Genomic DNA, 15306 nt, shown 5'->3' on the forward strand with positions numbered 1-15306 from the left:
CAGCATCCTGAGCGACCCCCACGAGTCCGAAGACGAAGTGTTCGGGTCCAGCACCGCCTCGCGCCTTCGGACCCTGGCGCGCGATCCGGCCCCGCCCGCCCCGGCGCCCGCGCGCACGATCGACGCGGGGCCGCCTCCGGCCGCGAGCGGGTCGGCTCCCGCGAACCCCTTCAGCAGTTCCCTCCCGCTCCCGAACCTGCCGGCGCCCGTGAAGGCACCGCTCCCGCAGCCGGTCGCGAAGCCGACGGCGTTCGCCCCCCCCGCCGCACCCCAACCCGAACCGCCGCCCGAGCCAGCCGCGCCTCCGTCACCGCCGAAATCGACGGCCGCGCCGCCCCCCGCGCCCGCGCTGGACAACCCGTTCGCGTTGCTCAGCGCCATCCAGTCGGCCGCGAAGACACCCGCACCCGCGCCCGCACCCGCCGTCGAGGAGCTACCCGCAACCGGCGAAGACGAGCCACCTCGAACGACGAGGCGCAAAGAACGAGACGAGGAGCCCGAAGAGCGGCCGACACGGGCCGCGTCCGGTCGCGCCGGCGGTGGTGCCGCAGGCGCGAAGACCGTACTGCTGGTGGTGCTGGCGGGCTACGCATTCGTCGCCACCGTGGCCGCCGTGTACGGGCTGTTTTTCCGCTCCGGGACGCCCGCCGGGCACCCGCTTTCCACGATCCCGGACACCTTCGGCGAGTTCGATCCCGTAAGCCGGAAGAAGGTCACCCGGGCGACGTTCCCGGTGGACGGCCCGCTGCCGCCCGAGTTGCGCGCCGGGCTCGGTAGCACGATCACCATCGGGCAGCTCGAAGTGCAGCCGACGAAGGTCGAGAAGCGCAAGCTCGCGATCCGACTCGCGGGGGCCGACGACCGCGAGGCCGAGCGCACGATGTACCCCGGCCCGGCGCTGGTCATGACGCTCGACATCAAGAACACGTCGCCGGATCTGCCGATCCTACCGATGGACCCGGCGTTCACCCGGCGCGAGGCCCCGAACGACCAGCCGATCACCCGTCTCGTCACGAGCAAGCGGGCGTTCTACGGCGGTGAAATCGAGTGGCCGTTGCCGAAGGCGGTGAAAAAGAAGATCGAGGTGCAACAGGGCAACGACGCGACCCCGCTGCGGCCGGGCGAGAGCCGCGAGTACGTGGTGTTCACGGCCGCCGGCGCGGACTTGGTCCGCACCGCCGAGGCCGAAAAAGGGCCGTTGCAGTGGCGGGTGCAGTTGCGTCGCGGGCTGATCGAGTACAAGGGGAAAGAGGTCCCGGTTACGGCGGTGATCGGGGTGGACTTCCAGGCGGCCGACATCCGCACTCCCGACTGAAATCCCGAAATCCGGCGCGGGGGTTGAACCTCTCGGCCCCGTGCGGCATCATGAATAACGCACAGGCGTGCAGGCTGAGGATCAGGTTCCGGCTCAACCGCGGCCAAGAAAAGTGTGGGTTCGAGTCCCACCCCCGCCACTCCCTTTGGGAAGTCAAAAGGGGCCAGTAGAAAGGCGAACGGCGACCGAAGAGGTTTTTGCCTTTCCGCTGTCTCCTCTTGTCTTGTTTCTGGCGGGGTAGCCCAACGGCAGAGGCGATACGGCTGCCCCCAGGTTCAGGTTGTCACGCCAAGCTCAAACCCGTGCCGAGGTGCCCAATCGAACGACCGGCTCCAACCAACCTATAGTGGTTCGAATCCATTCCCCCGCGCTTCGCCCGACCCACGCGGGGGTTGCCTAACGGTAAGGCAGTTGGTCAACAAACTCAAAGCCGGCGACCGGATACTGTGAGCACTCCCTGAGACGGCACACCTACACGCGCGAGCGAGTGGGACCCAGCCCCGGCGAGCCGGCGAAAGCTCGACCGGGGCGCTTTTATTTCCGCACCCATGACCGACCGCGAGTTTGCCCTCAGTGTGGTCCGCACCCTTCAGTCCGCCGGGTTCACCGCGCTCTGGGCCGGCGGGTGCGTGCGCGACGAGTTCCTCGGGCTCGTGCCCGAAGACTACGACGTGGCCACGTCGGCGCGACCGGAGCAGTTGCGCCTGCTGTTCCGCCGGCGGAACGAGATCGGCGCGCACTTCGGGGTGGTGCAGGTCATCGGGCCGAAGAGGTCCGACGGCTCCTGGCACACCATCGAGGTGGCGAGCTTCCGGTCGGACGGCGCGTACACCGACGGGCGCCGCCCGGACACCGTCACCTTCTCCACGCCCGAAGAGGACGCGCAGCGGCGCGACTTCACCGTCAACGGAATGTTCTTCGACCCGGTTCGGAACGAGCTGCTCGACTTCGTGGGCGGCCGGGCGGACCTGGACGCGAAGGTGCTGCGCGCGATCGGCGACCCCTTCGCACGGTTCACCGAGGACAAGCTCCGCATCCTGCGCGCGGCCCGCATGGCGACGCGGTTCGGGCTCGCCATCGACCCCACCACCCGCGCCGCCGCGCAACAAATGGCGCCGCAGGTGAGCGTGGTTTCGGCCGAGCGAGTGGCCGAGGAGTTGCGGAAGCTGTTCGCCCACCCGAACCGCACACGCGGGCTCGCGCTGCTGCGCGAGCTGGGGCTCATCGACCCGATTGTGCCGGAACTGACGCCTTCAGCGGACCGCGCCAGCGCGGCACTCGCGGCGCTGAGCGAAGCGGGCGGACGGCTCCCCTTCCCTCTCGCGTTCGCGGCCACACTCCACGCGGTCGGCAAAGCGGGCACGGAACGCATCGCCGAGCGGCTGAAGCTCTCGAACGTTGAGAGCGACCGGCTCTGCTGGCTGGTAGCGAACCAGAGCGTGCTGACCGATGCTGAGGTCATGCGCCCGAGTAAGCTCAAACCGCTGCTGGTTCACCCGGGCATCGACGACTTGCTCGCGCTCCACCGGGCGCTGGCCACCGCGACCGGCGGGAGCTTGGCCCCGGTCGAGTTCTGCGAGCGTGTTCTGCGCGACACGCCGCCCGAGGAACTGAACCCGCCGCCCGTGCTGACCGGCGCGGACCTGATCGCCCGCGGGCTGAAGCCCGGTCCGGCGTTCAAACGCCTGCTCGATGCCGTTCGGGAAGCCCAGCTCGAAGGGCGGGCGGCGACGAAGGAGCAGGGTCACGCCCTGGTAACCCAGTTGCTCGCGGAACCGGGAGCCGCGCCTGAAGCACCGCCGGCGTAGTTCGGCGGTCGCCGCGCACCACTTCGTGCCACCAGAAGTTGAGCAGCGTTCGCGCGGTCCGCGGCACCTCACGAAGCGACACCTTGCTCTCGCCGCCGGCCCGCGGCCGGTGCGTGACCGGCAATTCCGCCACCTCCAGCCCCAACTGCCGCGCCCGGGTGAGCATCTCCGTGTTCACGAAGAACCCACGCGACTCCGGCATCAGCCCCGCCAGGGTGTCGCGCCGGAACACCTTGAGCGCGCAATCCACGTCGCGGACGCGCGTGCCGAGCAGCGCGCGGGCCAGCACGTTGTAGCCCCACGACAGGAACCGGCGGCGCCACGGGTCCTTCCGGTCCGCCCGGAAACCCACCACCACCGGCACGGCCTCCGCGCGTTCCGCCAGTTGGGCCAGATCAGTGAGATCGAACTGACAGTCCGCGTCTGTGAACGCGACCAGTTCGTACCGCGCCGCCTCGAACCCCGTGCGCAGGGCGGCCCCGTACCCGCGGTTCGTCGGGTGCCGCAACAGCCGCGCGTGCGGGGCGGCTTCCATCGCCCCGCTCGCCTCTGTGGCGGTCGCGTCGGAACTGCCGTCGTCCACCACCAGGATCTCGAACCGCTCGAACGAGAGCCCGAGTGCGGCTTCGGCCTCGGCAATCGCACGGCGGATGACAGCGGCCTCGTTGAACGCCGGGATCACCAGACTCAACCCGGTGCGCGTGAACGTGCCCATCGCGGCCCCCTGGAAAACAGCACGGCGGACGGGGAATAGCGAGACGGCGAAGCGACGTAAAGGGCACCCGCCACCGAAATAGCACTTGCCAAATACGGTAACCAGGTTAGAAATAGATCAGGTGAAGTGCTGATTCACGACCTGACCACTTCGAGGGCGAGCCGTGACGCTGCTGAGCCGCAAGGCGGACTATGCCCTCCTGATTCTCTCGTACCTGTACCAGAACAAGAGCGGTGGGACCGCTCGCGCGATCGCCGAGCAGTTCGGGCTGAGCCGGTCGTTCGTGGCGAACATCTTGAAGGAACTGTGCCAGAACGGGTTCGTTGCGAGCCACCGCGGCGTGAAGGGCGGATACGCCCTCTCCCGCGACGCCGCCGGCGTGAGCCTCGCGGAGCTGCTCGAAACCGTGGAAGACGGGTTCCGGCTCACGGTATGCAACACCGTCCACGCGGACGGGGCCGAACCGTGCTCGCACTCGTCAACGTGTACCGTAAAAGGGCCGATGGCCGGGGTGTACCAGCGGCTCATGGGCGTGCTCCGTGACGTGACGCTTGCGGAACTCTTCGACCCACAGAGCCCCCCCCCCGCCCTCCACGCGCTCCCGCTCTTGGCGGGCAGTTGCTCGCCGACGTCCCCGGTCGAACCGTTCCCGGCGCAGGCGGTCGGCACCTGACAGAACACCCTCAACGCGGAACCGCTATGTCGAAGATGCCGGTTTACATGGACAACAACGCCACCACCCGCACCGACCCGCGGGTGGTGGACGCGATGCTCCCCTACTTCACCGAGAAGTACGGCAACGCGGCCAGCCGCAACCACCCGTTCGGCTGGCACGCCGAGGAGGCCGTGGAGACGGCCCGCGGGCAGATCGCCGCGATCATCGGCGCCAGCGCGAAGGAGATCATCTTCACGAGCGGCGCGACCGAGAGCAACAACCTTGCGATCAAGGGCGTTGCCGCGATGTACAAGAAAAAGGGCAACCACATCGTCACCCAGGCGACCGAGCATAAGGCCGTGCTCGACACCTGCAAACGCCTCGAGCGCGACGGGTTCCAGGTCACCTACCTGCCCGTGGACAAGTACGGCCAGGTCCACGCCGAGCAGGTGCGGGAGGCGCTGACCGAGAAGACCGTGCTGGTCTCGATCATGGCCGCCAACAACGAGATCGGCAGCCTGTTACCGATCAAGGACATCGGGCGGTTGTGTAAAGAAAAGGGCGTGCTGTTCCACACCGACGCCGTCCAGGCCGTGGGCAAGGTGCCGCTCGACGTGGAGGCGATGGGCATCGACCTGCTGAGCCTCACCGCCCACAAGATCTACGGCCCGAAGGGCATCGGGGCGCTGTACGTCCGCAAGAAGGACCCGCGGGTGCGGTTGGAGCCGCAAATCGACGGCGGCGGGCACGAGCGCGGGATGCGGTCCGGGACGCTGCCGGTGCCGCTGATCGTGGGGCTGGGGACCGCGTGCGACATCGCCAAGAACGAGATGGGCGAAGAGGTCGCGCGCACGTTCGCCCTCCGCGAGCGGCTGCGGAACGGCATCATGTCGAAGCTGCCCGAGAGCTACCTGAACGGGCACCCGACCGAGCGGCTCCCGGGCAACGCCAACATCAGCTTCGCCTACGTGGAAGGCGAGGGCCTGATGATGGGTATCAAGGACGTGGCGGTGTCGAGCGGGTCGGCCTGCACGAGCGCGAGCCTGGAACCGAGTTACGTGCTGCGGGCGCTGGGCGTGGGCGACGAACTGGCGCACTCCAGCATCCGGTTCGGCATCGGCCGGTTCAACACCGAGGCCGAGGTGGATTTCGTCGTCGAGCTGGTCACGCGCGAGGTCACGCGGCTCCGCGAAATGTCCCCACTGTACGAGATGGTGCAGGCCGGGATCGACCTCAAGTCGATCGAGTGGGCCGGGCACTGAGCGATCCGATCCGCCGACCTGAATCTTCGCGGCCGGGCGCCGCATCGAACTTATAGGAGTGCGACATGCCGTACAGCGAAAAGGTTCTCGAGCATTACAACAACCCGCGCAACGTCGGCAGCTTCGACATGAAGGACCCGACGGTCGGCACCGGGCTCGTCGGCGCCCCTGAGTGCGGCGACGTGATGCGGCTCCAGATCAAGGTGAACCCGGCCACCGGGGTGATCGAGGACGCGAAGTTCAAGACCTTCGGGTGCGGCTCGGCGATCGCGTCGAGCAGCCTCGCGACCGAGTGGCTCAAGGGCAAGACGGTCGATCAGGCGCTGGCGATCAAGAACACCGAGATCGTCGAAGAGCTGGCGCTCCCGCCGGTCAAGGTTCACTGCTCGGTGCTCGCGGAAGACGCGATCAAGGCCGCGCTGAAAAACTACCAAGAGAAACAAGACGCCGACGTTGCCGCGACCGAACACGCGGAGCAGCCCGAGCCGGCCGGGGTGTAACGTGACCCGCCGGTGAGCGTATACTGCATTCAGCCGAACGACTCGCACCCTTAAACGAAAGGTGACCCGCAATGTCCACCGCCACCGCCACGGCTCCCGAAACGCAACAACTCGGCCTCGCGGGCAACGCCCCGGCCGGCCCGCCCCCGATCATCGTGACCGAGAAGGCCGCCACCGAGGTGAAGCGGCACATCGCCAGCATGATCGAGAGCAAGGAGATGGAACCAGACGGCAAGCTGTACCTCCGCGTCCGGGTTCAGGGCGGCGGGTGCAGCGGGTTCCAGAACAAGCTCGACCTCGACGCCAAGTACGACGAGAAGACGGACCACAAGTTCGACTTCCACGGCGTCGAGGTGGTCGTGGACAAGCGCTCCATGCTGTACCTGTCCGGCGCCACGGTCGATTTCCACGACGACCTGAACAAGCGCGGGTTCACGATCAACAACCCGCAGGCCAAGAGCACCTGCGGCTGTGGCAGCTCGTACACCATGTAAGCTGGCAGATGCTGCGTTTGTGTTGGTTCCCGGCGGGCGGCCAGCGGGCCGTTCGCCGCACCGCACGCACGCGGCATCGGGCCGGCCTCTGGACACCATGACCGACTACTTTCACCGCCTCGGCCTTCCGAGGCGGTTCGCCGTTGATGCCGCGGATCTGGAACGAGCGTATTTCGCGCGGTCGCGCGCCGTTCACCCGGACTACCACCTCGCCGGCTCGTCCGCCGACCTGAATGCGAGCCTGGATCTGTCGGCCGCACTCAACGAGGCTTACAATAACCTCCGCGACCCGTTCCTGCGGGCTGAGTATTTGCTCGGCCTGATGGGCGGGCCGAGTGCGGCCGAGCAGAAGCAAATGCCGCCGGCCTTCCTGGCTGAGATGCTCGATGCCCGTGAGGAACTGGAGGCCGCGAGAGGTTCACCGACCAAGACCGAGCAACTCGAACAGGCGTTCGGCAGCCGCCTCGCCGGTATACTTGATGATGTTGCGGCGGCGTTCGGTCGTTTGGAACCGGTTGCGGCAGGTTCACCCGAACGGGTGAACCTTTTGGCCCGGATTCGTGGTCTATTGAACGCGGCACGCTATATCCGTGGTCTCATCCGCGATCTCAATGCCGAGTAGTAAAGGAGCGGCCCGTGTACGATCCCGCGCAGATGAAAAAGCTGAAGACGATGCGGGAGCTCGCGCCGGAGGGGATGGCGGCGTTCGATGCGCTCAACGCGGCGGTGTTCAAGGACGGCGCGCTGTCGCTCAAAGTGAAGGAACTCATCGCCGTCGCAGTGGCCGTAACGACACAATGTCCGTATTGCATCGACGCACACGTTAAGAAGGCGAAAGCCGCGGGTGCGACGGATGCCGAACTGACGGAGGCGACCCTCGTCGCGGCGGCATTGCGGGCGGGCGGGGCGGTGACACACGGCACCCACGCCATAAGTTGACAGAGACCAGGGCGTTTAACTCAGCGGTTAGAGTGCCTCCCTTACAAGGAGGAAGTCGGGGGTTCGAGTCCCTCAACGCCCACTGACGGAAGTCCGATCGACTCCGGCCCTCGCGCCCACCTCACGATAGACGGCTATCGTGTCTCGTGCCATATCCGCATCCCAATTTACCCCACCAAAAAGCGTAACAACCGCGCTCGCTACTGAGTAGGCGGCTCTATCACCTTTGGCGAATCCCGTTCTCCCGAGCAGAATACGGCCTTCCGTCCCACTTGGTTGCCTTGGGAGGCACCGCCAACGAGGAAGATGCGGGTGAGGAAGGAGCCGTAGAAACTGGCGGAGCGGTTGCTTCGGGCCTTGGGGAGGGGGCAGGTGTTCGACTTTGAACACTTTGGCTCAAATCCGAATGAACGGTTATTCCACTCGCCTCCAAGGCGTCGGCGAAGCCCCGGGAGTTCATCCCAGTTGGCGCAGAGCTTCGCGAAGCAATCGCAGCGCTCCTAATTTGGCGAGACGCCGGCGCAGGCGTTGAGCAACCGAGCCAGTTCGGAGCTTGGCGCATCAGTTGCGGACTGGTCTAATCGCATTCGAGCCGTCGTATAGGGGCACCGAATTGAGCCCCAAGCACGAGGGGCGAAATGGTCGCGTGATATTGGGCTTGGGCGAAGTCTCGTACACCAAACACGGGTTCGGCAACCAGAAGGGCACTCGGATGGCATGGGTTGCGATGGCAGGGATCTGTTTGACTGGTGTTGCCTTGGTGATTGAGGGTGTAAAGGGACTGAAGGAACCTCCCCCCGGAAAAAAGCGGCAAGCGTCCAAGGGCACAGCGTATGCGACCGTCGCGATCGGGGGCGTTGTCGCGATCGCTGGTATCGTGGTTCCGTTCGTGGCTTTTTGATCCATTGCGAGTGCGCCTTCCATTCAATCGTTCCCTGCGCGGAGCCGTCATGCCGGAGTATGTCGTCCTCGGGAGGAGTTTCCGGGCCAAGAAGGGGCAGTTGCGAGACGACCACGGGGGGCGGGTGATCGGCTCCCGAGATGCATTTTATCTGGTCGTGTATTTCTCACCGGCCGGGGCGGCGGTCGCATCCGGTGGGTTGCTTGGCGGCCTGCTCGCCGCCGCTTCGAGCGCCCTGTCGGACAAGACCGTTTACGACCAGATTACGACCCTGTCCGAGCTGCCGTCGGAAGTGACCGGACATCCGGACTGGCCGATCAAGAAGGCCGACCGGCGTCCGGTCATCGTCGTGCCACGGTCGGCGGTGAAGCGTGTCAAGTATCGCTGGTGGCACACGTTCGATTTGATCTGCGAGAACCAGTCGTATTACATCGGGCCGCGAGTGTTCGGTCGCCGAGCGGTGCTCAAACAGTTGCGGGACTGGGGATGGGAATTCTGAGCGCCCGGCCGAACCCGGCGCTGCACCTGACACCGCCGGGTGATTCGGGACGCGTTGCTGACTGTATGATGGCGGTGCAGGTGAGCTATTTGTTCGGCAAACCAGAGGGACAAGCGTGGAGTTGGTGACCGGCCGGTTGTCTCTGGACGAGTTCGAGGCGGAGGTCACTGCCATCGCCGACTTCCTCGTCGCGGTCGGTGTGCCGGCCGTCTTGGTAACGTTCGGAGCAGGTTGCGACTACGACCAGATCGATCCGCTGGAGCCGGTGCTGGTCGCCCCCGCCCTCCTTGCCAGCTTTGTGGACGAGCAAGACGAGCGCGGGGCCTACCGGCTGGCCGCCAGCGACCTGTTCCTCAAGGCGGACAGTGGCGGGCTAGCGTTCCTGCTGTGCGAGGAGGCGGACATCCACTGCTACGCGGATGACCCAGCGAGCGTCGCCGACATCCGGGAGCGGTGGGCCACGCTGTACCCAGACGCGCACGAGGCGGACCGCGAGTCTCGTAGCTGGCGAAGCCTACGGGGTGGCCCGTGGCGGCCGTTCGTGGGGGCCAGCGAGCCGGCCGAACCCGGCGCTGCACCTGACACCGCCCGCTAGTTTGTGACGCACCGCTCATCCGGTGATGGCGGTGCAGGTAGGCTATCAGTCCGGCGGCGGAGGTGCGATTGCGGATGGAGCTGGCAACCGGGGTCCTATCGCGGACCGACTATATCCGCGCTGCGGAGCGGGTGGTCGAGTTCATTCGCTCACTCGGCGCGGCCGAAGTGCTGGTCGCTTACGGTTTCGGGTGCGACTGCCCGGACGAGCAGTTGTACCAAAACGTGCCGATGTCTCTGGGCGGGTTACTGCCGTTCATGTCCGAGGGCGAGCGGCTGGACTACTACCGCATCGGCAAGGACAACCTGCACGTCAAGGACGGCATCGGGAGGACCGAGTTCCTGTTCTGCCACGAGTCGGACATCCACTTCATCAGCGAGGACGCGGAACTGGTGGGGCGGCTCAAAGACCTGTGGCTCGCGGCGGGGTTCACCGGTATGTACCTCAAGGGGGCCGGGGAGTGGGAGCCGGTTGCAGCGGAGCCCGGGCCGGCCGAACCCGGCGCGGCACCTGACACCGCCGGCTGATTAGTGACGCATCGCTGACGGTATGATGGCGGTGCAGGTGAGCTGTTCGTTCGGCCCCGGAGGGGATCGAGTGAGGAAGCGCGGACGAATCGGGGTGGCGTTCTTGATCCTGACCGTGGTGCTGGTGGCCGGTTTGGCCGTCGCGGGTCGCCAGCCCGAGCCTCCACCGCTCCTCACGCTCGATGATGCCATCGGGTTCGAAGTCGCGGGTGGGTGGCGGGTGGTGCAGTCACCGGACCTGGCCGGTCCGTATCGGCGGGGCGGGTTGCCGCACCAGACAGCCAAGGGGCAAGGTGGCGGCGCGCGGTGGCGCAACCGAATGGGAGAGGCGAGCCATCAGTTCGTCTCGCAACAGGGTGCCGAACAACTCGCCGTCCCTTTGGAGACAGTTGACGGGCGGCTCACCGTCGCGGTTCTCGCCCGCTAGCGCAGACGCCGAACCCGGCGCGGCCCCTGGCACCGCCATGTACTTTGGATGGCACCGCTGACAGTATGATGGCGGCGCAGGTGAGTTCATCGTTCGGCAACACGAGGCGCGGATACGAACCGCGAACCGTCCGGTGTACGAGTTGGCTCGATGCATGCTGCTCGACCCAGGGCTCGGCGCCGCGGTCGGGATCGCCCGGACGGTGGTTGCCGCGGCCGTGTGGGTCCGTCATGGGCAGCCGGACTTCTACTTCCGTGGGTGGGGTGCGGTCGAGCTCGGGCTGATCTTGTGGGCGGCCGCCGGTGCCGCCGTCGGAATTCCGTTCGCCGCGGTGGTGACGGCCGGGGAGCGATGGCTCGGCCGGCGTGTGAGGGCGCTTCCGGCATCAGTCTCGGTGGTCGTCGCGGTCGTCGCCATGACGTGGGCGGTGGTCGAATGGGAGTTCGCACGCGTGGCTCTTGGACCGGTGCTCGTCCTTGACGGGTTGGCCGTTCTCGTCGCCGGTGCCTTCATGCTGGCGTGGTCACGCTCGTCGAACTCGAACCCGGCGCCAGCCGTGTGGCCCCCCGTGACCGTAGACCGGCCGAACACGGTGCCGCACCTGACACCGCCGGCTGCTTTGTGACGCGCCGCTCATCCGATGATGGCGGCGCAGGTGAGAGGTAAGTTAGGCAACCGGAGGGCTTCGGCGGTGGACGAGCTGCCGGACCACCTGCGGCGCTACCCGACCTGCGCCGGGCGAGACGCTCTGGCGGCCCGACTCGGCCTGACCATCGACCCGTTCTCGCAGGATTGGGAGTGGGAGGTCGCCGACCCGGCTCGCTTCGACGGTTGGCTGGCGGTATACCGCGACGAGCCGTTGTCCGACGATGAGCGCGTCTCGCTGGCGGAGATGCTGATCCAGTGCGTCGATGACATGGTGCCGAGATACGGTCCGCCGGCGGAGGTGGAGGAGTTGGCGCAGTGGCAGGCGGTCGCCGCGCTGCTCCGCGCGCGGCCGCGGCTGCACGCCAGCAGTATCGCGTACTGGTCGGTGTTCGGGCACGACGAGCCGGAGGAGCAGTTCCGGGTGCCTGTCCCGATGCGGCGGGTGTGGGCGGCGGTGCAGCCGGCGCTGGGGTAGCAAAGGCATGCCGAACCCGGTACTGCACCTGACACCGTCGTCTGATTTGTGACGCACCGCTTACTCGTTCCTGGCGGTGCAGGTGGTCTGTAAGTTCGGCGGCGGAGGCGCACTGATGGGCAGTGGTTTCTGGCTCCTCCCAGCGCCGTGGGGCCACGCACTCCTGATCGCGCTCGCGGCGTTCTTATTCCTGGCTGCTCCTCCGCTGGTCGCGCGGGTGAAGGGGTTCGGCGGGTGGGCATGGCTGGTGCCGAGCGGGCTGCTCGGGTTCCTCGCCGTCCTCCTCCTCCCGTCCGCCCGCGCTCCTGGGCTGGCGGACGCGGAGCGAGCCGCCCGTGCCCGGCACGGGCGACGGGTCGGAGGCGCACAAGCTGTGGTTGGCGTGGTCGCCATCGCAGCTGCGGTCGTGCGGGTGGCCGGTCAGCCGTGAAGCCGACGCGGGCCGAACCCGTCACTGCGGCCGTTTGCCGCCGTCTCTGCTGTCCTGGGACGCGAAGCTCACACCACCTGGCGCAGAACGGGGGCGAACGGTCCCGGGTACGGCTCCGACTGGACGGGCCGGACGCGGTATTCTTTTCGTTCGGCCCGGACGGCTACTGCAAGTGGCACTGTCATCGGGTGGGCAGGTCGTTCGCCGAGTTGCTCCAGAACCTCGGCGAGCGCGAGTCGGCCTGGGCGCCGCAGCGAGGACGCTGAACGCGGCGCGGCACCGGACACCGCCAGCTGATTCGGGACGCACCGCTCATCCGATGAGAGCAGTGCAGGTGAGATCATTGTTCGGCACCCCGAGGCGCGAGCGGCGTGGAACCGTTCCCATTCACCGAAGCCGAGTGGGACGCTGTGAAAGCCGCGGCCCTGCCCGTGCTCAATGCGAGCTTGGCCGACGACCCGACGTTGCATGACTCCTGCCTCATCGGGCTGATGGACGTGCTGGGCGGTTTGCGCGCCCGGCATGGCGACCATCCGGTGCTGCTCGAAACCCAAGCCGACTTCGCCGATGACGGCCCAGAGCGGGTGGCTCTGTATCGGCGGGCCGTAGCCGTCGCCGAGGCACACGGGCTGCCGACCCTGAGCATTCGGTTGTCGCTCGCGCGGCTCCTCCTCGACGCCAACGAGCGGGGGGCGGCGGGCGCCGAACTGCTGGCCTGCGCGGGTGAGGCGCCCGAAGGCGACGAGTCCGAGCGAGCGTCATGGGCGGAGCTGTCTGCAGCGTCCAAGCAGGCCGAACCCGACGCGGCACCGCACCCGGCCACGTGATCTGTTTCCCGGCGCTACCCGGTTCCTGTGGTCGGCCGCGGGTGTCGCGGCCGGGCCGGTGAGCTGTGAGTTCGGCAACCGAGGGCGCAATGGTGGCAACGCATGTTGGCGCGGGCGTGCTGGTCGTGCGTCTGCTGCTCACCGCGCTGGTGGCCCTGGCGAGCGGATGGTGCCTCAACGTGCTCTTCGCCTTCTCGAGTATGACGGGCGTGTCTCCGAGTGGCGGTGCCCGATGGTGGGGTGCCGCGCTCGACAGGCTCTACTTGTCGTTCGACCCAGGAATCGCGAGTTGGCCGTTGTCGGCGCTGCTGCTCCTGTGCGGCTACTTTGGCGCCCGTTCCCTCGTGGCTCTCCTGCGCTACATCGCCTGTCGCACCGCGGTTGCGGGCGGCCCCGCCGAACCCGGCGCGGCGTCTGACACCGCCGGCTGATCTGGGACACGCCGCTCATCCGGTGATGGCGGTGCAGTAAGCTGTAAGTTCGGCAACAGAAGGTTTTGGCTCGCATGAGCTACACGTTTGCCATCGACAACGCGACCGTGCCAGAGGGGGTGGACGTTTGGGATTTTGTGAGACGGCTGACGGACGAGCCCGAACTCGCCCCAAGCGCGTTCGAGACGTTGATCGATCGTCTGACGGCTCGGTGTCCGTGCTTCGGCCACCTGCCGCCCGAGCATACGAGCGGCTGCGGCTGTGTCCGGGGGAGTGGCCGCGGAGTTGGCGTAGTTGCACGCGGACCGCTAACTTCGGGTTGCTCCGCGATCATATCGCAACGGTCTTACCCTCCGTCATCGAAGCGGTCACTAAAACTCGGTTTCTCGGTCTACGACTGGCAGGACGGCAAGCTGTACCGCCCGAGCGTCCCGGGCGCTGAACCTGGTGCGGCGCCGGCCCCGCCCACTTAACTTGTTTCCCATCGCACACCGCGATTCGGGGTAAGCTGGTTGCAATCCCGCCCGTGCCGATGGGCTTGATGTTCGGCGAGGTACTGATCCAAATGGGTGCCCATTACGACGTTCAGGCAGAGCAAGTGGAAGCCGCCATTGCCCTCGGCCCGCGGTTGGTGGTGATCGGAAGCACATCGTTCTGGGGACACGATAGCCACCCGCTCTGCGAAGCGATCGCCACCGAACTGGCCGAGTTCGCGGCACTGGTCGTGATCACCGGGGGCATGGACGGGGTGGGGCGGACGTTCGGCCGTGCGTTCGCGGCGGCGCGACGGGAGGTAGGCCGGCCCGAGAACTTGTTCCACCTCCTGCCCCGAGGCGCGGGGCCGTGTGACAGCGGGGTCACTCTGGGCGCGGGCGCCGATTACCGCGACCGTCGGGAGCTTCTGGGTCGGGTCGGGCATGTGTACTTGGTCGTTGAGGGCGGACCGGGGACCGCACATGAAGCGACCGTGGCCGCTGGCCGGCGGGTGCCGGTCCTCCCTCTCGGCCGCACGGGGGGCCACGCCGCCGACTTGCACATTCGGACGACCTGCCCGCCGGGGCTCTCGAAGGTCGACTGGGACCTGATGGCTGACGAGGGCATTCCCCACGGGCGGGTCGTTGCCGCGGTCGGGCGGCTCGTGCGGCAGGCGGTAGTCGGGAGTGCGAAACTTGGCGCTGTGCCTGACACCGCCGGCTGATTTGGGACGCGCCGCTCATCCGGTGGTGGCGGTGCAGATGGGCTTCTTGTTCGGCTGCGGAGGCGCACTGATGGCGACGGCCGCCGAAGACCGTGAGGTGCTCGCGTCGGCCGGCACGTGGCGAGCGACGCCGGGCAGCTATTCCAGTCTCCGGTCCCTGTGGCTCAACCCGGACGGGACCGGCGAGCTTGTGTACGGGTACGGGCAGACCATCTACATCGTGGCCCCGTGCGCGTGGGAGGTGCCGGCGGTCGGGCGGCTGCGGCTGACCTACGCGGCCCCGACCCGCGGGCGGTTGGCCGCCGGGTTCGCCCTCACCGACGAGAACCGGGTCAAGGAGTTGGGGTACACACTCGCCGAGGGCCGAGTGGCCGGGGTCGAGGATGTCGTGCCTAACCCATACGAGTTCAACCGGACCCTGGATCTGTCTGCCCCGCCGTGGCCGGATGGGCTGGACCTGCCATACGAAGTGCCCCGGGTGTTCTATGGCCGCGTCCGCGAGGTCACCGCCGGAGACGCCGAACCCAGCGCAGCACCTGACGCCGTCTAATTTGGGACGCACCACTCACCCGGTGGTGGCGGTGCCGGTGAGAGTTACTATTCGGCAAACAGAGGGAATCGGGTGAGCGAGCGAAAGCGGCCCGATCACAGCCAGTTGGG

General features: G+C 67.3%; 18 protein-coding genes, 2 tRNA genes and 2 pseudogenes. 21 read left to right on the top strand and 1 reads right to left on the bottom strand.

Annotation, left to right across the window (positions count from 1 at the left end; translation table 11 throughout):
- The 3 genes and pseudogenes from R5W23_RS14445 to R5W23_RS14455 form a co-directional block, all read left to right on the top strand.
- Positions 1-1315 (top strand): annotated as a pseudogene (locus R5W23_RS14445) (hypothetical protein); the annotation flags it as partial.
- Positions 1316-1547: 232 nt separating this feature from the next.
- A tRNA-OTHER gene (locus tag R5W23_RS14450) sits at positions 1548-1685 on the top strand.
- Positions 1686-1863: 178 nt separating this feature from the next.
- Positions 1864-2553 (top strand): annotated as a pseudogene (locus tag R5W23_RS14455) (CCA tRNA nucleotidyltransferase); the annotation flags it as partial.
- Positions 2554-2992: 439 nt separating this feature from the next.
- On the opposite strand, the gene R5W23_RS14460 reads toward R5W23_RS14455, so the two are convergent.
- Positions 2993-3838, bottom strand: a complete 846-nt coding sequence (locus tag R5W23_RS14460) for a glycosyltransferase family 2 protein (RefSeq protein ID WP_320686902.1) — start codon at positions 3836-3838, stop codon at positions 2993-2995.
- Positions 3839-4001: 163 nt separating this feature from the next.
- On the opposite strand from R5W23_RS14460, the gene R5W23_RS14465 reads away from it, so the two are divergent.
- From R5W23_RS14465 to R5W23_RS14550, 18 genes are all read left to right on the top strand, one after another.
- Entirely contained in the window at positions 4002-4511 is a 510-nt protein-coding gene (locus tag R5W23_RS14465) for an RrF2 family transcriptional regulator (RefSeq protein WP_261190216.1), read from the top strand.
- Between the two features lie 26 nt (positions 4512-4537).
- Entirely contained in the window at positions 4538-5755 is a 1218-nt protein-coding gene (locus tag R5W23_RS14470) for an IscS subfamily cysteine desulfurase (protein ID WP_010037758.1), read from the top strand.
- Between the two features lie 65 nt (positions 5756-5820).
- A complete protein-coding gene (gene iscU / locus R5W23_RS14475; protein WP_010037760.1) occupies positions 5821-6255 on the top strand; it encodes a Fe-S cluster assembly scaffold IscU in 435 nt (144 codons plus the stop codon).
- Positions 6256-6326: 71 nt separating this feature from the next.
- Entirely contained in the window at positions 6327-6749 is a 423-nt protein-coding gene (locus tag R5W23_RS14480) for a HesB/IscA family protein (protein ID WP_261190214.1), read from the top strand.
- A gap of 97 nt (positions 6750-6846) precedes the next feature.
- The gene (gene hscB, locus R5W23_RS14485; RefSeq protein WP_320686903.1) at positions 6847-7371 is read left to right on the top strand and encodes a Fe-S protein assembly co-chaperone HscB; all 525 of its coding nucleotides are present in this window, start codon (positions 6847-6849) and stop codon (positions 7369-7371) included.
- A gap of 14 nt (positions 7372-7385) precedes the next feature.
- Positions 7386-7688, top strand: a complete 303-nt coding sequence (locus tag R5W23_RS14490; RefSeq protein WP_010037769.1) for a carboxymuconolactone decarboxylase family protein — start codon at positions 7386-7388, stop codon at positions 7686-7688.
- Positions 7689-7697: 9 nt separating this feature from the next.
- Positions 7698-7770 (top strand) — tRNA-Val (locus tag R5W23_RS14495).
- A gap of 868 nt (positions 7771-8638) precedes the next feature.
- Positions 8639-9088 carry a hypothetical protein gene (locus tag R5W23_RS14500; RefSeq protein WP_320686904.1) on the top strand — a complete coding sequence of 150 codons (450 nt, stop codon included), beginning with the start codon at positions 8639-8641 and terminating at the stop codon, positions 9086-9088.
- A 115-nt stretch (positions 9089-9203) separates the two neighbouring features.
- Positions 9204-9683, top strand: a complete 480-nt coding sequence (locus R5W23_RS14505; RefSeq protein WP_320686905.1) for a hypothetical protein — start codon at positions 9204-9206, stop codon at positions 9681-9683.
- Between the two features lie 74 nt (positions 9684-9757).
- Positions 9758-10210: a hypothetical protein gene (locus tag R5W23_RS14510; RefSeq protein ID WP_320686906.1), complete on the top strand. Its 453-nt coding sequence runs from the start codon at positions 9758-9760 to the stop codon at positions 10208-10210.
- Between the two features lie 70 nt (positions 10211-10280).
- Entirely contained in the window at positions 10281-10637 is a 357-nt protein-coding gene (locus R5W23_RS14515; RefSeq protein WP_320686907.1) for a hypothetical protein, read from the top strand.
- A gap of 154 nt (positions 10638-10791) precedes the next feature.
- The gene (locus R5W23_RS14520) at positions 10792-11262 is read left to right on the top strand and encodes a hypothetical protein (RefSeq protein WP_320686908.1); all 471 of its coding nucleotides are present in this window, start codon (positions 10792-10794) and stop codon (positions 11260-11262) included.
- Between the two features lie 66 nt (positions 11263-11328).
- The gene (locus R5W23_RS14525) at positions 11329-11760 is read left to right on the top strand and encodes a hypothetical protein (protein WP_320686909.1); all 432 of its coding nucleotides are present in this window, start codon (positions 11329-11331) and stop codon (positions 11758-11760) included.
- A gap of 115 nt (positions 11761-11875) precedes the next feature.
- A complete protein-coding gene (locus R5W23_RS14530; protein WP_320686910.1) occupies positions 11876-12190 on the top strand; it encodes a hypothetical protein in 315 nt (104 codons plus the stop codon).
- 371 nt (positions 12191-12561) lie between these two features.
- On the top strand, positions 12562-13017 hold the full coding sequence (locus R5W23_RS14535) for a hypothetical protein (protein ID WP_320686911.1): 456 nt from the start codon (positions 12562-12564) through the stop codon (positions 13015-13017).
- A gap of 89 nt (positions 13018-13106) precedes the next feature.
- A complete protein-coding gene (locus tag R5W23_RS14540; protein WP_320686912.1) occupies positions 13107-13448 on the top strand; it encodes a hypothetical protein in 342 nt (113 codons plus the stop codon).
- A 541-nt stretch (positions 13449-13989) separates the two neighbouring features.
- On the top strand, positions 13990-14646 hold the full coding sequence (locus R5W23_RS14545; RefSeq protein WP_320686913.1) for an SLOG cluster 4 domain-containing protein: 657 nt from the start codon (positions 13990-13992) through the stop codon (positions 14644-14646).
- A 70-nt stretch (positions 14647-14716) separates the two neighbouring features.
- Positions 14717-15196 (top strand): hypothetical protein, encoded by a 480-nt coding sequence (locus tag R5W23_RS14550; protein ID WP_320686914.1) that lies wholly within the window; start codon positions 14717-14719, stop codon positions 15194-15196.
- Positions 15197-15306 lie beyond the last annotated feature (110 nt).

Origin of the sequence: Gemmata algarum (assembly GCF_034097035.1) — a bacterium.
GTDB classification, from domain to species: domain Bacteria; phylum Planctomycetota; class Planctomycetia; order Gemmatales; family Gemmataceae; genus Gemmata; species Gemmata algarum.